Genomic DNA, 20,557 nt, shown 5'->3' with positions numbered 1-20,557 from the left:
TATAAAAATATCATGGAATTTGTTGTAATTTTTTAGCATAGTTGTAATTCTTTCAAAAGCCTGCTTTTTAATTTATCTATAGACATTAAAATAGCCCGAAGATTGACGTTTTCACCAATCTTCAGGCTATATCATTCCATTATACATTGTCTTTATCTCCATTCTCAGGTTTTCATGCATATGCTGAAACGTTTTCTACCAGATCCTGACAATCATTTGTATTAACGAGCATCTCTAAATCACTGGATGGGCTTAACACGATTGCACTGACAATGGACTTGGCATCCAGAACACAGTCACCGGATTTAAGCTCTACATCATAATTGTAGCGGCTTACGATATTCACAAATTTTAATAAATCATTGGCTGTGTTAAAATGAACGGGAATTCTTGTCATGTTGTCTTCCTCCTCTCTGCTTAGTCTATAATAGTATTATAAACCTCTATCGTGGACAAAATAGTAAGAATTTGTGAACAATTTAAGAACTTTCACTAAAAAATTTCTTTCTTTTGTTTATATTTATTTATGATTTGCACAATAATTTGTTTTATTTGTATTATTATCATCTTCCTTGTCTAAATAGCCCATATATTGTTTCGCATATAATTGCTATCAAAGTGTACTTAACAAAATGCCAAAAAAACAGAGATTAGTCTATTTTCATAGCATAACCCCTGTTTTCACATTTAATTTATTATATCCTTGTAGCCAGCTCTAAATAACTGCCTGCATTGCTGCTTTTCTCAAATCCGGTCATGATTTCTAATACATGTAGCATCTGATCGCCATTTGCCCTGAATTCATCAAGTCCTCTCAAGGCATCAGCCATATTAGACAATCCTAGTCCCCTGCTGTTCTCGCTGTAGTCAAATAATAACGGCATATCCCGGTATTCATTTTCTTTTCCACTTAAAAGCTTAACCGGTCCTCCGAAGGTATTCGGGTCGGGTACAATTAAAGTACCTTCTGTACCGTAGATTTCAAATCTTGCCTGCTGAGTATAATATACATCGAAAGTGGTGGTAACCGTAGCCGTAGCCCCACTTTCAAAATCAAGAATACCATTATAATGAGTGGGTACCTCTACATCAATTGTCTTTCCATATAAAGGTTCACTGGTAATAACCCGATGTTCAAAGTTTTTCTTCGCTATTCCGGTCAGTCCTTTTACGCTGCCCATAAGATTCACAAGGGCAGTCAGGTAATAGGGGCCCATATCCATCATTGGTCCTCCTCCGGTCTGATAGTAGAACTCCGGAGCCGGATGCCAGCTCTCATGCCCATGACAGATCATAAACGCCGCAGCTCCTATGGGCTTGCCGATAAATCCCGAATCTATTATTTTTTTACAGGTCTGTATTCCCGCCCCCAGAAATGTATCCGGTGCACCTCCAAGCAGTAAGTTTTGTTGTTTTGCCAGAGCAACTAACTCCTTACCTTCCTCAAAAGTAGTTGCCAGCGGTTTTTCACTATATACATGTTTCCCAGCCAGAAGAGCTGATTTTGTAACATGGTAATGCTCCAGCGGTCTGGTTAAATTAAGCACAATTTCGATTTCGGGGTCATCCAGCATTTCTTCCATATTTTTATATACTTTTGAAATTTGGTACTCTTCCTGTACTTTTTCTGCCTTTTCTTCAATCAGATCATAGATCCCCAGAATTTCCACATTCCGAAACACACTGCTAAGATTTTTTAAATAAATGCCGCTGATGGCACCCAGTCCCAATATTCCGATTTTTACTTTTTCCATAACGGTCCCTCCTAATACATTTTTGCGGTGCTTTCAAACCGCTCTGTTGTAAGTCCGTGATCCAGGGCATACTGCCTGCCCTCTGCTGCCCATAGAAGCCCCCGCTCCATGATTATCTGAGCGGTGGGGAATTTTTCAAATACATCATCGTGGTGCCCCAGGGAATTATAAAATACTCTTCCATTCCCCCAGAATTTTGTCCAGACTACCGGCATATCCACACATTTATTAGCACTGTGGTAATAATCCACAACCGGAAAACGTGTTGTTGCGAGCACCTCTACCGCCGGATCTACATGGAGATAATACTGCTCACTGCAGACATGAAAATCCGATACTCCTTCTACAATAGGGCTTGACCCAAACTTGATGTTGACTTCATAATCCACACCGTCTCCCCCCGGATGGCTGACCCACTGTCCGCCAGTCATAAATTGCCATTCCACATCATTTCGAAAGGAATCGCACATACCGCCGTGGCATCCGGCAAGCCCTACTCCGGCACCTACTGCTTTCACGATATTCTGGCGGTATTCCGGTTTGATCTCACCCATGGTCCAGCAAGGAACAATCAAGTCCAGCCCCATCAGCATATCCAGATCTCCTAAAACCTCCTGGGTATCTGAAATAGTACATGTATACCCATGTTTTTCTAATAGATCAGAGAACCTCCGTGCTACCTTATCCGGCTCGTGTCCGTCCCAGCCGCCTTGAAAAATAAGTACTTTTTTATTTGTTTCCATCTTAAATCTCCTCTCTTTTTTTCACCATTTAATTTAATTGAATTATGCGGTAATCCTTTTTAATTTAATTGCATTATAGCAGTAATCCATTTATAATGATTGTCATATCACATTATTTTGTAGCCAAAAATTGCTAATGGTTGTTGTAATAAATGCCTGAAGTGAGAGAGGTGAAATATGAATCCATTTTACGAGAAGAAGTTTGAGAAGCCACATATTAATAATATTCAGAATCTTAATTTCCCGGCTCATCTCCACGATGCAGTAGAAATTATTTATGTAAAAAAAGGCAGAATACAGGTTACCATTCAGGATCATACTCTGGAAATGGCAAAAGGGGAACTAGCGGTTGTCTTCCCGGAAACCGTACATGCATACCGAACCGAGGCGCCAAAAAGCTGCGATGTTATTCTCTTTATTTTTGATGAGAATATGTTCGGTCCATTTCTAAACCAGTTAAAAAGAAGCCATCCTCTGAATCCATATCTAAAATCTCATCAGGTCCACGGGGATATCTTATATGCCTTAGACAGATTAGAGGCATCTTCAAAAGAAGACGCCTCCGGATTTCTGCTGGGGGCCTGGATTCAGGTCATCCTGGCCCATGTACTGCCTTTATTTACTTTGGAAAAGAATGCCCGGCCTGATAATACGGATCTGACTTATCGTCTGGTTCAGTATATTTCCCTGCATTTTCAAGAACCAATGTCTCTGGATACGCTGGCACGGGAACTGAACGTAAGTAAATATTATTTGTCCCATATTTTTTCCAAAAAGCTTAAGATGGGCTTTCACGAATATTTAAATAATATTCGGCTGGATTACGCTCAGTATCTGACCCGTTCTACCAACGACACACTTACCAGGATATGGATGGATGCCGGATTTGAAAGCCAGCGTACCTTTAACCGGGTCTTTAAAGAAAAGTATGGGACAAGTCCGAAGGATTACCGGCTAAAATAAAATGCTGCCGGTTATTTCCGTTCCACAATTACCCTTATTCTTTTTGTAATTTTATTGCACGTCACGGTTATATGACAGCTTCCGGCTTTCTTTGCGGTTATAATGCCTTTTTTATCAACCTTCGCTATCTTACTGTTTGACGAACGGTAATCAATTTTATCGGCAGCTGTGACCGGTTTCCTAACCACTTCTATCTTTTGCTTCTCTTTTACTTTTAAAGTAACCTTTTTCGGCACCTTGATTTTGGTTGTTTTTACCGGAGCTTTTTGAACTGTTAATACGCAGCTTGCCCTCGCTCCGCTCTTCATGAAAACGGTAATTCTTGTCTTTCCGGCTTTTATGCCTTTTATTTTTCCTTTGTGATTGACACTGGCTATTTTCTTTTTGCTGGACGTGAATTTTACAACTTTATCCGTTTTTATTTTGCTCTTAATGGTTATGGCTTTTGTTGATTTTCCTGCCTGAAGCTTAGCCTTTTTTGCAGTAAGGGAGATTTTTGGCGTTTTTACCGTTACATTCACTGTAGCCGTCCCTTTTCCTGACGTGGATACGGTAATAGTTGCCGAGCCTTTTCGGATTCCTTTAATGACTCCTGCCGAAGTAACAACTGCCACCTTTGTATTGCTTGACTTATATCCTGTTACAGCACCTGCCGCTGCATTGGCATTTACAGAGGTCTTTATTGTCTGTGTGGCGTATAAGGAATATTCCGTCTCTGTAAATGATACCTCTGGCTTTGGCTGCGGCTGCATCATTTTTTTCCACTGGGCATACAGCGTCATATCGCTGGTTACCACCGTTGCTTCTGTTACCTTTGTACCTCCGGTTTGGGCGGTAAACCAGCCCTGGAATTCATATCCTTCCCTTGTGGTGGACGGCAGGCTTCCTATGGCTTTTCCGGACTCTGTCTCTATACTTGCCGGATTTACGGCTGTTCCTCCATTTGCATGGAATGTCACCCGGTAAATAACTGCTGGCGTCTGAAGGCCTGCAACGACCACCGTATATGGCATTACAGCTTTTTCCAGAATCGTGTTGGTTCCTTTTCTCTTTGTTACTTCCATTAATATCGTAACCGTCTGATCTGTATCTTCCCTGACAACCGTTCCATCCAGCGCTATGATGTCTGAATTGCCTGAGGCGATAATACGGGAACTGTAGGCGCCTGGCATTTCGCTTATTGGCAGATGTGTGTCCGTTAATTCAAGCCTTTCCGGAATTCCCAGATAATTCACCGCATCCCTTGCAGTTTCATTCACATATGGCTGCGGCTTCAGAAGCCTGTATAGCTCCGCTTCTTTTATATTGATGCCTGCCTCCGGGTTTACCTTGAATATGACCCTGATCTTAGATGTTGTCACATCCTGTCCCAGGTCTATGGTTAATTTTTCCCCAACAATTCCCACCGACTGGTCCAAGGCTGACAGCAGGTCTTCATATTTGCCATTCTTAAATACCTGTATCTCATAACCTTTGATCTGGGCAGTCAGAGTTTCACCTGTAATAGGTCCAAGCCCTTCTTTGATTACTAAAGTGTTAAATGTCTTTTCTTCCGCCAGTGTAAATTCTACCGGAACCTCTTTAACGCCCCTTTTCGTTGCTAATCTGGACTCCAGTGCATCGTCACCGTCTACCATTTTTTCCGGACCAAAGCCTGTGTGGCACTCTACCGACGTAGCTGCATAGGCGTCCGCCATGAGATTGATATCTGCCGGGTCTGCAGGAGCTTTCTCCACCTCTGCCTGCAGGGCCTGAGCTGCGCTTTTAATCTGTTCTTCTGTAAATGCCGGATTCGCCAGCACATTTGCCGCTGCTTTTACAGCGTTTAACATTGCGGTTTTTGCTTCCGGATCTTCAGACAGTCTGCCGGAATCCAATAATTCATTTGCCTCATTTACTTTTGCCGCCAATGCTCTGGAAGCATCTCCTTTCATATTTGTCATCTCCAGAATCTCATCTGCTTCCAAAACCCTGTTATAAATCCTGAAATCATCCGCAACGCCTTTAAAAGCGTTTGTCTTGCTTCCCAGAACTGACGTAGGCAGCATCAGTGTCTCAAAATAGGTGGGAATAAAATTGGGCTGTCCGCTTGGCTTGGCAAAGTTAGAATCGAAATTTAGGTTTGGCCATGGCTTGTCTTTTAATTCATCTATGAAGATTCCGTTTGCATATAATTTTACGCCATAGGCATCCCCTGTGAGAGCAATATGGGTCCACCTGCCTTCCGGTAAACGATAATGAAAATAATGGTCATAATTCCCTACCGAATAGCCTATTTTACCGGTTTTGCCCTGCTTCAGCTTAAGCGTTCCCGTCTTTCCTTCCATAAGGACTGCATCTGCGGCATTGCCCTCATCCGGATTGATCCACATTCCTACCGTCCAGTCAAAGCCTGTAGAGTCCACATCCGACTCAATATAGCTGTCTTTGCCGTTAAATCGAATTCCGGTTCCGTCCTTCCCTTGTGCGTCGCTTCCTACATTTACCGGATCTAATTGCATATCTGTCTGCTTGGATATATCATCTTCCTCTCCCAGATCCAGGATCTTGTCCTTGGTAAACCTGTTGTTCCGGTACAGGAAATCACTTCCGGGCGCATCTCCAATGATTTCTCCAAGCCGTTTAAACTCCGTGTAATTCATGGATGCATTACTTTCATCCACTGACCAGGATTTCTGGGCTATGGCTGGTATATTATACTGGATACGGAAGCTGATATCACCAGTTGATATTCCATTTCCAATCCAGTCATTCCATACTGCAAACTGTCCGCCCACTACTCTCGGGTGGCCCTTGGGAGCGGGCGCTCTGTCTCCGGAGAAGCTGATATCCCATGCCCGGTTGTCATTTGGAAGCCATGTGTTATACAAATGTTCCCCTCTTCCATACTGATTTACATACCATCCACCTCCGGGAACGATATAGGTCTCCATTTCATCCATCGTCAGCACCCGGTATCCTGCCTCCAATGCCTTTAGCGCCTCTGAATAATCCCAATACCAGGCATACATTAAGGCATCTGTAGTAACTGGCGTCGTTCCGGCGTTCTCTCTTAAGCATCCCCAGAATGCCGGTTCTTTTCCCCGGTTCTTCACATGCTGCAGGAGCTGGTCTATATATCCGCGAAAAGCTTCTTTATATCTGGCTCTGTCTGATTCGGGAAGGCCATTCGTTTTATATTCGTCTGTTCCTACATTTACTTCGGGACCAATGAAAACCTCTTCCTTACCATCCTGAGGCAGAATATATTCATCAAATAAAGCCTTGACCTTTTCTAAAACCTGAGGGTTTGTAACATCCAGATATTTTGCATTGTCCTCCCGCGCCAGTTCCGGCCAGACTCTGGTAAATGCAAGAGAGTGCCCTGGTGTATCGAATTCCGGAATGACATTTATCCCCAGATCAACGGCATCATACTGGAACTCCCTGAATTCATCCTTGGTATAGGACCCATCTTCTGCCGTGAGTCCAGGCACATTGCTTTCCAGACGAAATGCAGAATAGCGTTCCTGTCCCAGCTCCAGATTACCCCAGTTTTCACAGTCGTTCAGATGTACGGAAAATGTATTCATCTTATACCATGCCATCTGCTTTAAGGTATCCTCCAGGTATTCAAGCGGCAGATAGATACGTGCCGCATCCAGCATGTATCCCCGCTTCTCATATGCCGGATAATCCCTGCCGATCCCCCTTGGAAGGCTCAATGCCGTATTCTGCTTTAAGATCTGCAGGATCGTGATTCCACCATATAAAATGCCTGTCTTCTGAGGCGCCCTTACAATTACGGAATCATCGTCTCCATTTTGCCCGCCAAATTCTATCATATATCCTTCAGCCCCAAGTGATACCGGAGCGCCCTGGGCTGTAAAATAAATATCTGCCGTACCCGGTTCCTGATCCGTTACAATCGGAAGGTCAAGACCGGTCTGTGCCTTCAGATCTTCCTTAAACATATTCACCTGGGTATAGAAGTTGTCTGTCTTACTCAGGTTTTCGTTTACATGCGCAGCATCATCTTGTCTGAAGCTCTCTGAGTCCACAACAATTCTGGAGGTATTGGTGAGCTTGATCTCCCCGCTTGCGCCCTTCCATTCTCTTAAAGCAGGAATTACCCCGGGCTTTTCGTTGCTTCCGGACACAAAATCTTCCATCGGCGTCGCAGGAATTGTAATCTGCGCATTTACATTTGTCTCCAGGACCTCACCGGTTGCCCGGTTAGTCAGCTTGTAGATCAGGTTCACCGTAACATCCTCCAGTGGTCTGGTTACAGAATTATCCAGTCCAACCACCTCTTTGCGGTCAGACCCAAAGAGTTCAATCTCCCAGCCATCTGCCACTTTAGGCAGCGTGATATGCGTGTCTCCCTGATTCCATGCAGGAGGTACGTGAAAGCTCCTGTCCGGAGGCGTCACCGGGCCGCCGTCTTCTTTCCACCTGTATACATAGAATTCTGCTGCGGTAATAAGATTTTTTCCTGACGAATCACTTACCGCATCATATGCCCGGATTTGTATCCTCCTAGCATTTACTTTTTCAAAAGTGATTGATTTCAGCGTACTGTCTCCTTCCCAATAACCGATTCCACGTGGTATGGGTAAAAATTCCCCATCTTCCGTTTTACTGTAGAACAGCCTGTATTTTGTAATGGTGCCATTATTCTGGTTCTGCCTTGGCAGATACTCCAGTTTCTGTATGTTATAGTTTCCACCCAGATCTATGGTAAATCCGTTTCTTAACCCTTCTTCAAAGTCTGGCTGCATTGCTGCCGTTCCTGACCAGTTGGAATGCCAGTAAGTATTGCTGTTTCCATCGATGGCACAGGATGCCGGCCCCTCGTCCTCCTCAACACTTTCCGCTTCTGCGGTGAAACCGGAAGCGTCCATTTTAATCAGCTCCTTTTCCGGAACTACCGGCTGACTCTCCTTAAATACTTTAAAATAATCAAGATTTAAGTTTGTTCCGCTGGAGCTTGGATTCTTCATTCCCGATCTTTCTATTTTAATGGTATGAGTTCCGCTTTCGGCAAATGTCCGGGTAAATGCCATCCTTCCAAATGTCTCCTTCCCCTCATACTGGTCATCAGTGGCCGCCTTCTGTCCATCCAGATAGATATTTGCAACTCCTGCTGCCCCTCCGCTCTTGGTATATACAGAAATCGCTTTACCCGTAAAGGTGTATTCCGCTGACGCCCCATCCTCATCAGAACTGATGTGGAATCCGCCATGCGCACCGCCTGGATTAGTTTTGAATGCTGCGTGTTTGCTGACGCGTTCATCCTCTCCCTCCACATATTCGATTGTGAAATCATCAAATTCCGAAGGCTCTTCCGAAACCTCGGTGATATCGCTGAAGTCCTCATATTCTGTTTTTTCTACAGACACTCCATTGTATACACCGATATTAGGCGCTTCCCCAGCCGTTACAGGATTCCCATACAGATCCTCTTTCACACCGTCTTCCATCACTGTCCCGGCATTTAAAGCCTGGGAAGCGTGAGCCAGCATCGCCGCTGCCATGGCCTCTTCTATTCCTTTTGGAAGATACTGGTCTCCACCCTTTTCCACAAGGACTCCAGCTAACCCTGGCATTGCTGCTGAGATATTTTCATTTCCAGACGGCTCATCCTGAGGATGCACCCCCGCAAAAAGGTTATGGTTAAATATGGTTTTCGATCCCACATCATAAGCATCTGTTTTATTTTTCATTCCTTTATTCACCAGATAGAAGATGTTGTTCTCAAAGGCTATCTCATCTCCTTTATAAACAGGACGGACGGTCCTGGTGTTGAAAAATGTATTATTGTATACCCTGGCAGATTCAATTTTAGTTTTCGCATCCTCACCAACGCAGACTACAATTGCCTGGTGTGGTGCATAATTATGGGTGTCATTTACACTCAGATTGTAACGGATCGTATTATTGCGGTTATAGGAGTTTGTCCTCACATGAAGCATCGTGCCCCCGCCCACATTGTTATGGATATAATTATACTGGATAACGCCATTTTCCGTCATATCATCCAGATTAAAAGCCATCCCATCCATAGTATTCTGTCCGTTACAGACTTCATTGTACTGGAATACCATATCATTGGCACGGTCACACCAGATTCCGCAGCCATAACCTTCGGTAGTCTGCTGGAATGTATCTACTTTATTATGCTCCACCAGCGCCCCATCTGTATAAAGGGGAACAATACCTGCCCTCTGTACATTAGTGATGCAGTTTCCGCGGATAACAACATTTTTATGCCGGTAATCCCGGTTATCCATTTCACCTTTCACATTTGTGGTAGTAATTCCATTGGCGTCACAGTTCTCAATATTGTTTCCCTCAATCAGGACATCGTCAAATATCGTTGGCTCACTGTCTGATATTTTTCCCGGATTTGTTTTATCAGACGCATTATTTTCCCTGCCTGTATAACTGCAGAAATTTATGCCGCCTGTACGGTGAGTCGTCCTGGAACCAAAAAAGGTCGTTCCGCCGCCCACCGGGTCCACATCCCAGATGCTGTCCTGCCCCCGGTATCCCCTTACGTTAAATATTTCACAATCCTTAATATAAATATGGCGGAATATGCCGCCCCCGCTGGCCTCTACGCGGATGCCGCTCCTTTCACGGTTTGCTGCATCCTCATCCCAGTTCGTAACTCTTAAATCAGAAATTTCCCAATACTGGCTGTTGTGGAGATAAACAGCAGCAGCAGCTTCACCAAAAGGCCCTTCTGCACCATACTCCTGCTGGCCGCCATAGCGTCCATCGCCATCAATCAATGGTTTTTCTCCTTCTCCGTATGCATCCAGCAGAATTGGCTTATCCGCCGAACCAGACCCCTTTGGGTAAAGCAGACCTCTGAATACAGAACCGCGTTTGATAAAGATATGATCTCCCGGAGCAAACTCCCTACGATTTATTTCAAAAAGGGTGTTAAAAGGCGATTCCTGTGATCCGTCGCCGTTTTGGGCAGCTTCAGAATCCAGATAATAATCCGTATCACCAGGTGATACAATGGTGTCCCCGGCTTCTTCCTCTTCACATTGAATTACTTCAAAATAATCAAAATTAAACCATGGGCTGCCGTTAATTCCATTGGGGTTCTCGTCTGCAGCCGTCAGCACAATTGTATGCTCTGCATTTTTTTCACTTAAATTTAGTGCCTCGTATGTCTTAGACTGAAACTCCGGACTCCCACTTACATACTCATCTGCTTTCCCATGAAGCTCTCCATCAATGTCGACCCGCAGGACACCTGCGCCGCTTCCCTTTTTAGCATAGAAGCGAATGCCTGTCCCTGTAAAGGTAAGGGTTACAAATGCCCCGGCTTTCTGGGTTCTGATATGCTTCCCGCCATGAGATGCGCTATCGGTATCATCCGAAAAATCTCCCGGCTCATTTAACTGCGCATTTTCTGCCTCTACGATGAGAGTCCGCTCTTTTCCATTTGGATTGCCCGCCCTGGCTTCATCTGCTGTATTTTCTGGGATTTCCTTATAAGATGTTCCTTCTGCACCTGCCGAAATGATAAAACTGCTAAGACTTAGCGTAACCGCTAAGAAGATTGATAAGATTCTTTTCCATAATTTTAGTCTTTTCCCCATCCTGATACCTTTTGCATATTGCAGGAAAGCCCCGCAATACCGCCACGATATACTAGAGTGTGTTTAACACGCTCTAAGCTAAAAGAATTCTGTTGTGGCTCCTTTCTTTTTTAATTTCTTTCAGCCTGATCCCCCTTGAATCATTGTTATATTTAAATTATGCTCTTGCATTCTGCCAATGCTGCGGATCATTCAGATGCCTTCCAACTACCGCTCCTCACCCCTTTACCATAATTATTTCTGAATTTTCGCCTGCATAAGAACATACCTCATTAGTCTTATAAAAACAAAAAAAACCAATTTTAAGAAGAATATATTCTTCCTAAAATTGGTTTTGCCTGCTTAACAGTAACAACCCATCGTTAAATTCAGTTTATTTGGATTTATTATACCTATTATTCTAAATAATGTCAATTAAAATCTTGAATTTTTCTCATCTGATTTTATTTCTTTTTTCCCTTGCTCGTTTCGATCTTATCACTCTTCTTTGCACGGAACTCTTTCCAGGTTACCCAAAGTGGTCCTGCAATGCATACAGAAGAATAACATCCGCTGATGATACCTACCAGCAATGGCAATGAGAACACACGGATAGATTCTATATGGTAAATCAGGGCGAATATAAGAACGATTGCAACACAGATAGCGGTTGTGCATGCTGTCTTTACCGAACGTCCGATAGTCTCAGTTATGCTTCGGTCTACCAGTTCACACAAGGTTTCTTTTTTGCTGCCCGCCTTATTCCGGATATTTTCCCGGATTCTGTCATAGAGTACAATGGTGTCGTTAATGGAATACCCGATAATGGTCAGGGTAACCGCCACGAATGCATCATTTACCGGGATCTTAAATACTCCAAAAACGAAGAATACCAGAATGACATCATGTATAAGTGCAATTACCGCAGATACACCAGCCGATAATCCGGACAGGGATTTAAAACGCACCCATATATAAGCAATAATAAACAATGCGGATAATACAATTGCAATTACTGAATTATTTAACGCTTTTGCCCCGATATAAGGCTCTACGGCAAAGGTTTCCGATAATTCATAGGATGTATCGCCAAGTTTGTTAATTTCTTCTGTTACTTTCTTCTGATCATCCGGATTGATACCTTCATTTCCTGCAAGGGTCAGCACTAACTTTTTGTCACCCGTAGCGGAGTCCTGGGAGGTCTGTACGCTTACAGGCCTGTTCAAAGCAACGTTTACCGCATTGCCGATCTTTTCTGTATCTGTTTCACCGGAATATGTATATTTCAATATAACGCCTCCGGTAAACTGTGTATCCAGTTTTACTCCATTTACTCCTGTGATCACAGCTCCAATAATCAATACACATGCTGTGAATATAAATACCCATTTTCGTTTTGCTGCAAAACGGATCATTTTACGGTCTTTTTTCTTACGGAACAATTTTACTTTATCAAATATATCGTAGCGTATTACAGATTCCAGCATAAATCTGGACATCCACACACCTGCTGCCAGGTTGATGATCACACCTGTAAACAACGTATATCCAAAACTCAGCATTGTACCGGAACCAAACATCATTAAGATTAATGCCACTGCAGCTGTAGTCAGATTGCCGTCCAATACCGACGAGAATGCGTTTTGATAACCTTTTTTAACAGCCGCGCGGATACTTGAACCGTCTCTCAATTCCTCACCAATTCGTTCACTGATGATAATGTTGGCATCCACAGCCATACCAACAGAAAGGATCAGACCGGCGATACCAGGCAGGGTCAGCGTATACTGCGGAAATGAAAGTGCCAGTATCTGCAGGCACATCTGGAATATAAGGGTCAGACAGCTGATGAATCCGGGCAATCTGTAAATACTGATCATAAATATGATAACTAATAACAGTGCTACTATAGAAGCTGTTACCATTGCCTTCAGTGCCTGACTTCCAAGTGAGGGACTGATGGTATTGTAATTACTTGTCTTCATGGAAAATGGAAGTGCACCTGAATTTATTTTATCGGATAATGACTTTGCTTCATCGCTGTTCGCCATACCGTTAATAATTGCTTTACCACCAGTAATTGCCTGCTGTACCTTAGGATTAGAGATCATCTGTTCATCCATATAGATGCCCATCTGTTTGCCCACCAGCTCCTGAGTTGCCTTTGCAAATGCCTCCGCTCCAGTCTTATCAAACTGCAGTTCTACTACATATTCTCCTGTTTCCTGATCCCTTGTTACGGAGCTGTCTGACACATTTTCTCCTTCTACAAGTACATTGCCGTCAGGATCCCGGAAGGTAAGCTTCGCTGTTTCGCCCAATTCAGAGATTGCAGATTCTGGATTAAAGTCTTTTTCATCGGATTTCCATGGGAAACGCACGATAATATGACCTTCACTTTTATCCACCGTAACTTCACGGTCCGTAATATTTTCTGCATCCAATCTGCTTTCAATAACATTACGTGCCGATTCCATCTGCTTTTCTGTGGGAACACCGGTAACTCCAACCGGTTCAAATACTGCCTCAACACCGCCCCGGATGTCAATTCCAAAACGCATGTCCTGAATCCCTTTTACTTCCTTGCCCGCTCCAAAAATAGTAAGCAAAAGAAAGGCTGCGATAAGGGCTAACGCAAACCAAATATGATTTTTTTTATTTTTCAAAGTACGATCCTCCTGATTATCTTCTTTTTGTGAATTTCACTTCTTAAATTTTTAATGAAATACTAAAAGATAACAGTACGTTTCTTTCCATCGGATTGGTGTAAGATATGAACCTGACTGATCAGAATACATGAAAATGTAAGACAAATAGACAGTATCCAGAACAAACTGCTCCGTGCGCTGCCCAATAATACATTTGTTGCAATATACAATAAAACCGCCAGTACGCTTCCGTTAAACTGCCTTTGGTTATTCCGTTCTTCCACAAAATTCGTAATTCCCTGTGTCAGTACTTTTTCCTGGATTCCAGCCGGAGCATCTGCCGGTGTAAGCTTCGCAAAAATGCGGGGCTGGCCATAAGTGTAACCGGATCCACTGGCGTCAGCAGTCGCACTGGTTCCTGCGCCGGTTACAAGATGGGCTTCTGCCTTCACGTAAAAAAGGAGTCCAAGAAAAAAGAGTGTAAAAATAAACATGATGATATTCTTTTTCATGGGGCTCCCTCCTTCATAATCCGCAAATCGCAGCGTGCAGCTGCCGGAAAGCAATTTAATCTCGCTCAAAGCATATAGGCTTATTATATTTTATTTTAATCTGAATTGCAATTCTTTTCCCACTAAAAACCAGTTTTGTAGCCAGTTTATGTAACCAGTTTTCCTGCAATTCTAACATAAATTCACATTCACAATGAAATTACATATTTTAATATAGAAACCTGATTGGAGAATCTTCTTATGAATAATAATTGCTGTATGAGGCAGACCGATTATGGTCCTAACCCCTGTATATTGAGAGTTGAGGAAATGGCAGAGCAAAATAAAAACTTCCGTACCGCAGTGTGGACGGGATGCCATGTACAAATGACATTAATGTGTATCCCTCCATGTGAGGATATTGGCTGGGAAATGCATCCTGATACGGATCAGATTATAAGAGTCGAACATGGGAAAGCCATTGTAATGATGGGTTCCTGCAAAGGCCGGCCGGAATTTCAAAATGAAATGTGCCCCGGAGATGCTGTATTTATTCCTGCCGGAACCTGGCACAATATTATGAATCCCGAAAGATGTCCTTTAAAGCTTTCATCCGTTTATGCACCTCCCAGGCATCCATGGGGAACCGTACACCAGACGAAGATGGACGCTAACAAGCGTGAGAACAACGCTTCCTGCCAGTGGTAATTCCAAATAAATCTGTATTGAAATTGTCTGCTGTAGAGCGTGTTTGAAAATTGCTTTCGAAGCGCATTTTGAAAGAGCTGAGTCAAATATTTGTCTCAGCTCAATGTCTAATACTTTCGTATATAATTATAAAATCTCTCTCACCCAGACTAACATTTCTCCGGTAATCCGGTTTCCCCAGTATGCATACGGTACAAAAGTCAATGCTGCGTCTTCCATCTTTGGCGCACATTCCTTATACAGCTCTCCCTCTTTCCACTCATCTGATACAAGCCTTTTGCCCTGTGCTCTTATTACGGTTACTCCTCCCAGGAGATCCGGTTCAAAGTGTTCCTTAAGTGCTATGCCGGAATCCAGGAACAGGCCTGGCAGATTATTTCCATTGTCTGTTTCCTCCAGACAATACACGCAAGGTCCTTTCATGACTGCAACTTTTCCGGTATCCGCTTTTACAAGTGGATTTGCATGGAGAAGCCGCGGCTCCATGGAGAATTTCATTGTAAGTTCCATCTCTTTTCTGTCTACTGTGAAAAATGCATATCCCTTTTCTGTTTTATCCGGCATGATCTTTTCGCTGCCACTATAGAAAACGGGATCTTTTGTGTATTCCGGAATGCGGACTGCCAGAGAAACCTTTACATTTTCCTGGTTTTCTATGTGGATAGTTGTCTTGCCTTCATTTGGGAATCTGGTTTCCTGTTTCATCTGTATACAGCCAGACTCCAGTTTCTGCTGAACCTCACTTGTGACAAACAGGTTCACCCATACCGTATCCCCCTGTGTGCTGTAGATATACTGTCCCAGGGATGCCAGTGTCCGGGCAATATTCGGTGGGCAGCATGCTACTCCAAACCATTTCTGCCTTACCGGCTTTACATGTTCCTTGGAAGTTCTGGGCATACAAGCATCCGGCCAGACTTCTAACGGGTTTACGTAAAAGAAACTGCGGCCATCCAGGGCGATCCCCGCCAATATGGTATTATAAAGGGCGCGTTCCACTTCCTCCATATACTTGCCGTCTCTGGTGATCTGATTCATACGCAGCCCAAAGAGTGCAAGACCGATAGATGCACAGCTCTCAGAATAATTGTATTCATTCGGCAGGTCATAATCCGTCGTAAAGCGCTCCAGGATTCCCGATGAGCCAATGCCTCCCGTAATGTACATACGTTTACTCACCATATTGTTCCACAGGGTCTCACAGGCTTCCATCAGTGAATCATCCTGATACTCATAAGCCAGATCAGCCATTGCACAGTACATGTATACGGCACGAACGGCATGCCCTTCTGCTGTTTTCTGGTCACGCACCGGAATATGGGACTGGGAATACTTTGTATCATAATCTGCAAATTCCGGAAAAATCCGTTTATGTCCGTCCTTTTTCATTTCTTTTAGAAAATAGTTCTCACCCACGCCTCTGATATCGATAAAATACTTAGCCATATCCAGATATCTGCGTTCCTTTGTAATACGAAACAGTTTAATCAGACCAATTTCCACTTCCTGATGTCCGGGATACCCATGGATTTTACCCTCTTCTTCCCCAAATGTCTCACAGATCAAATCTGCAAATTTGCACATACAATCCAGAAACTTCCTCTTTCCCGTTCCTTCATAATAAGCTGCAGCCGCCTCCATCAAATGGCCCGCTGTATACAGTTCGTGTCCTTCACAGAGGTTGCTCCAGCGTTTGTCCGGCTCTTTTATCGTAAAATAAGTATTGATATAACCATCTTCACACTGTGCATCTGCTATCAAATCTATCACTTCGTCTGCAGTTGCTTCCAGTTTTTCATCTGGATTGCCTGCCAGTGAAAATCCTACTGCTTCCAGCCATTTTGCAATATCCGTATCCTGAAATACCGCGCCGTAAAAGTCTCCGCTGTTTTTCCCTGCTGCTATTTTGAAATTCTCCAGGCAGTGGCTGGACTCGGCATCCGCCACCCGGTCATTCATGATCTCCCACTGATAAGGGATTATTACATTTCTCACCAGGTCCACGTGTCTGGACCAGAATTCATCACTTATTTTAATATTCTTTAAATCCAATGATTTTAGTTTCATTCATTTTCCCATAATATACTGCAGTGCTCCTGCAATACAGCCACTATAAAACAGGTTGAAAGAACTACCGTGGCTTCCTTTCTGCATCAAATTTTCTATCAACATCAGTACCTTGTTATTCGTGTATTTTGTTATTCGTGTATTTTCTAAGCCTTAACAGCACCATTCGTAAGTCCGCTGACAATATATTTCTGCATAAAGATAAAGATTAAAATAACCGGGAAAATTGCAATAATACCAAATGCCATGGTGGAGTTCCATAAGGTCTGATACTGTTGTACATAATTGTAAATACTGGATGTAATCGGTCTCTTATTCGGGTCTGTAATAAAGGTAATTCCGTAGATCAGATCGCCCCATGCATATACAAAGGAAAATACGGCAGCTACCACTATGCCCGGTTTTGCAATAGGAAGCATGATTTTTACAAATGCAGTAAGATGTCCGCAACCATCTATTTTTGCTGCCTCATCCAGCTCTTTCGGTATGGAGAGGAAATAGGTTCTTAGGATAATAACGGAAAATGGAATACCAAGTGTTGCATCTGCCAGTATCGGCGCCATGTATGTATTTAAAAGTTTTGCGCCTGAGAACATGATGTACAGGGATGTTAATACTAACGTGGAAGGAAGCATCTGTGTAATTAAGAAAAGAAGGATTATAATCTTTTTTCCTCTGAATTTAAACCTTGCCAGTCCGTATGCTGCCGGAATTGCCAGTATGGTGGAAATTGCCATTGCCCCAAATCCGATTATTGCACTGTTTTTGAACCCTCTAAGCGTATCACTGGAAGCGGATAACTGCTTTTGGAATGCTTCGAATGTCAGCTCTTTCGGCCAGAGAGGCGTCGGTATCTGGAAGATTTCTACCTGCGATTTTAATGCGGTAACCAGCATCCAGTACAGTGGAAATATAAAAATAACAAATACGATTGCTCCGATTATTAATAAGATAATTTTATTTTTCGTCTCTTTTTTCATGTTACATCACCTCGTCATCATCAATAGTCCTGATGTAGAAAAATCCTACAAACAGCAAAATCAAGAACAGGATATTCGATGCTGCCGCACCCTTACTAAACTGAAACTCTTCAAAGGAAAGCCGGTATGCATAAGTGGAAACCAGTTCCGTAGCATTTACCGGTCCGCCTTTTGTCATTACCCATACAAGGTCAAATACCTTGAAGGTGTATACAAATCCCAGTGTCAGCACCGACATAATTGCCGGTTTGATCATTGGCACTGTTATATGAAATAAGGTCTGCCGTTTGGAAGCACCGTCCAAACTGGCACTCTCGTAAATTTCGGTTGGAATAGTTGTTAATCCGGTCAGAATTAACATCATATTAAATGGGATACCGATCCAGATGTTGGCTACTACAATTGCCACCATAGCGGTATTTCCATTAAGCAGCCATTCTATGGGTTTATCCAGAATACCTGCGGATGTAAGGAACTGATTAATAATTCCGCCATTTAACTGGAACATAAATTTAAACAAAAGTCCCGCTACCGTTACCGGTAAAAGCCAGGATATCATAGTCACCCCACGGAAAAAGGAGCAGCCTGGAAATTTTTTATTAAACAACAATGCAAGTCCAAATCCGATTACAAACTGAAAAAATATAGAAGCAAGTGTAAAAATTAATGTATTGCCGATTGATTTCATTAAAATAGAATCGGCTCCGCTGAACAAATCAACATAATTCTGCAATCCCACAAAACTCTGGGAAGCCGTATCTGCAAATGTATAAACATCTACATTTTTAAAACTTAATAACAGGTTCTTTACCATGGGGTACCCTATCAGCACCATCATATAAATCAAAGCGGGAAGTGCAAATATAACTCCCAGGTAAGCCGGTGTCTTTTTTTTACCATGTCTCACGTTAATCCCTCCTCATATCTTTTAAAAAGGGACTGTCGGAAGCAAGTCTACCAGGCAGTCCCTAGAGCGTGTTTGAAAATTCATTCCTGCCATCTGCACGCCCCACTTTGCGGCATATTTGCCCCGAATTCAGGTTACGTAGCCCGCTACGCGCCCTTCATCCGGAACAAATCTCCCACAAACTGTGACGCACAGGTGCCAGAAAGCAATTTTAAAACATGCTCTAGAGCGTGTTTAAACACGCCCTAATATTTTATTTTACTGCGTCTACAGCAGCCTGAGTACTGTCTGCTGCCTCCTCAGGCGTCTTTGCACCTGTCATAACTTCCTGGAATCCATTCTGGATTGCAGATGAATAAGATGGCCAGGATGCGGATGGTCCTCTTGGGATTGAAGTCTCAAGCTGAGTAATAAATGCTGCCTGAATCGGATCATCTGTCCAGTAAGAATCCTGTGCTGCTTCCGTTTTTGGAGGGAAGGAGCCATATTTCTTCATTGCATCGATCATAACTTCATTTTGGTCATAGTATTTCATGAAAGCAACTGCACCTGCGGTATCGTCTTTTTTCACAACGCCCATATTCTCACCGCCGAGGATTGATGTTGCCTGACTGGAATCTTTATCAAATTTCGGTAATACTGTTACGCCATAGTTTAAGTCCGGAGCATCTTTTTCGATACCTGGGATCTGCCATGGTCCATTCTGCTGCATTGCAATGTTTCCGGCCATAAAGTTGTTATTAACATCAGACTGTGTCCAGTTTACACATTCTTTTGTCCAGGAACCTGCATCAATCATTTCTTTCATTAAATCGTAAGACTTTACGCCGCCCTTAATATCGGTGTAAGTGCCGCCTGCTGTGTACAGCCACTGCAGACACTGGAAGGTACCTTCATCTGTACCAACTGCTGCATTACCAAATCCGGTTACGCCGTCTTTTGTTAACTTCGCTGCCATATCCTTGAAATCATCCCATGTGGTATTTTCATCGGGATAAGTTACGCCTGCTGCATCAAATAAATCTTTATTATAGAATAATGCGGTACAGTTTGTTGCAAAAGGAATGCCGTAATGTTTGCCATCCATCATTGTGGACTCCATTGGACCCTTCAGGTAATCATCCCACGCAATTGATGCATCGGATACATCCGCCATAAGTCCCAATTGTATGAAAGAAGCCATACTGCATCCGTCCATGATAACCAGATCCGGTAATTCACCGGAAGCAAGTCCTAAAGTAAGCTGTTTCTGATAATCCGCAAACGGCACATATGTATGTGTAGCCGTAAACTCACTCTGTGATGAATTAAATCCATCTATCAAAGTCTGCATCATTTCCTTCTGGGCATCTGTCTCAAAATAATCCCAGATCACAACCTCTTTCTTTTCACCGGTGGAAGCTGCTGCAGTTTCTGCCTGGGTCTCTGCCTGGGTTTCAGCCGCTGCTGTCTCCTTCGGTGCATCCGTTCCTGCTGTCTCAGCTGCAGTCGTCCCTGTTGTTTCACCTTTTGCTGCTTCGGTGGTTCCGGAGGATGAGCTTCCTCCACATCCTGCTGCCATTGTACAAACCATCGTTGCCGCAAGAGCCATTGCCGTAAGTTTCTTTAGTTTCATGATAAAAACCTCCCTTATATTTGACTCCAGTATCTTTCCTGGTAAGTACATTATAAGAGAGGTTCCTTTAAAGATTAATTCTAATATTTTAATAATGGTGG

Annotated in this window: 12 protein-coding genes and 2 pseudogenes; 3 read left to right on the top strand and 11 right to left on the bottom strand. The window is 43.2% G+C overall.

Going from position 1 to position 20,557, the window contains the following annotated elements:
• Positions 1-172: 172 nt before the first annotated feature.
• The 3 genes from QR40_RS23400 to QR40_RS23390 form a co-directional block, all read right to left on the bottom strand.
• A complete protein-coding gene (locus QR40_RS23400) occupies positions 173-397 on the bottom strand; it encodes an HPr family phosphocarrier protein (protein WP_027295253.1) in 225 nt (74 codons plus the stop codon).
• 298 nt (positions 398-695) lie between these two features.
• The gene (locus tag QR40_RS23395) at positions 696-1,754 is read right to left on the bottom strand and encodes a Gfo/Idh/MocA family protein (protein ID WP_044296974.1); all 1,059 of its coding nucleotides are present in this window, start codon (positions 1,752-1,754) and stop codon (positions 696-698) included.
• Positions 1,755-1,765: 11 nt separating this feature from the next.
• Positions 1,766-2,497 carry a ThuA domain-containing protein gene (locus QR40_RS23390; protein ID WP_044296973.1) on the bottom strand — a complete coding sequence of 244 codons (732 nt, stop codon included), beginning with the start codon at positions 2,495-2,497 and terminating at the stop codon, positions 1,766-1,768.
• A 177-nt stretch (positions 2,498-2,674) separates the two neighbouring features.
• Between QR40_RS23390 and QR40_RS23385 the strand changes: the two genes are divergently transcribed.
• On the top strand, positions 2,675-3,460 hold the full coding sequence (locus QR40_RS23385; RefSeq protein WP_027295255.1) for an AraC family transcriptional regulator: 786 nt from the start codon (positions 2,675-2,677) through the stop codon (positions 3,458-3,460).
• Positions 3,461-3,471: 11 nt separating this feature from the next.
• Here QR40_RS23385 and QR40_RS30260 read toward each other — a convergent pair whose 3' ends face one another.
• The 3 genes from QR40_RS30260 to QR40_RS23365 form a co-directional block, all read right to left on the bottom strand.
• On the bottom strand, positions 3,472-11,061 hold the full coding sequence (locus tag QR40_RS30260) for a family 20 glycosylhydrolase (RefSeq protein WP_052431025.1): 7,590 nt from the start codon (positions 11,059-11,061) through the stop codon (positions 3,472-3,474).
• Between the two features lie 443 nt (positions 11,062-11,504).
• Complete coding sequence (locus QR40_RS23370; protein WP_044296972.1) at positions 11,505-13,706, bottom strand: protein translocase subunit SecDF; 2,202 nt, start codon at positions 13,704-13,706, stop codon at positions 11,505-11,507.
• A gap of 62 nt (positions 13,707-13,768) precedes the next feature.
• Positions 13,769-14,200 (bottom strand): hypothetical protein, encoded by a 432-nt coding sequence (locus tag QR40_RS23365; protein WP_044296971.1) that lies wholly within the window; start codon positions 14,198-14,200, stop codon positions 13,769-13,771.
• Positions 14,201-14,440: 240 nt separating this feature from the next.
• On the opposite strand from QR40_RS23365, the gene QR40_RS23360 reads away from it, so the two are divergent.
• On the top strand, positions 14,441-14,887 hold the full coding sequence (locus QR40_RS23360; RefSeq protein WP_138001819.1) for a cupin domain-containing protein: 447 nt from the start codon (positions 14,441-14,443) through the stop codon (positions 14,885-14,887).
• A 126-nt stretch (positions 14,888-15,013) separates the two neighbouring features.
• Here the strand turns inward: QR40_RS23360 and QR40_RS23355 are convergent, their stop codons facing one another.
• The 4 genes and pseudogenes from QR40_RS23355 to QR40_RS33325 form a co-directional block, all read right to left on the bottom strand.
• Positions 15,014-16,954: a glycoside hydrolase family 127 protein gene (locus tag QR40_RS23355; protein WP_044296970.1), complete on the bottom strand. Its 1,941-nt coding sequence runs from the start codon at positions 16,952-16,954 to the stop codon at positions 15,014-15,016.
• A 146-nt stretch (positions 16,955-17,100) separates the two neighbouring features.
• Positions 17,101-17,934 carry a carbohydrate ABC transporter permease gene (locus QR40_RS23350; RefSeq protein WP_044296968.1) on the bottom strand — a complete coding sequence of 278 codons (834 nt, stop codon included), beginning with the start codon at positions 17,932-17,934 and terminating at the stop codon, positions 17,101-17,103.
• A gap of 1 nt (position 17,935) precedes the next feature.
• Positions 17,936-18,841 (bottom strand): carbohydrate ABC transporter permease, encoded by a 906-nt coding sequence (locus tag QR40_RS23345; protein WP_027295263.1) that lies wholly within the window; start codon positions 18,839-18,841, stop codon positions 17,936-17,938.
• A 21-nt stretch (positions 18,842-18,862) separates the two neighbouring features.
• Positions 18,863-18,997 (bottom strand): annotated as a pseudogene (locus QR40_RS33325) (DUF6783 domain-containing protein); the annotation flags it as partial.
• On the opposite strand from QR40_RS33325, the pseudogene QR40_RS33320 reads away from it, so the two are divergent.
• Positions 18,974-19,090 (top strand): annotated as a pseudogene (locus QR40_RS33320) (DUF6783 domain-containing protein); the annotation flags it as partial. The pseudogenes QR40_RS33325 and QR40_RS33320 sit on opposite strands and share 24 nt — an antisense overlap.
• Positions 19,091-19,094: 4 nt before the next feature.
• Here QR40_RS33320 and QR40_RS23340 read toward each other — a convergent pair.
• Entirely contained in the window at positions 19,095-20,456 is a 1,362-nt protein-coding gene (locus QR40_RS23340) for an ABC transporter substrate-binding protein (protein ID WP_027295264.1), read from the bottom strand.
• Positions 20,457-20,557 lie beyond the last annotated feature (101 nt).

Origin of the sequence: Robinsoniella peoriensis, from assembly GCF_000797495.1 — a bacterium.
GTDB lineage: Bacteria > Bacillota > Clostridia > Lachnospirales > Lachnospiraceae > Robinsoniella > Robinsoniella peoriensis.
This window is presented reverse-complemented; position numbering and strand designations above follow the sequence as displayed.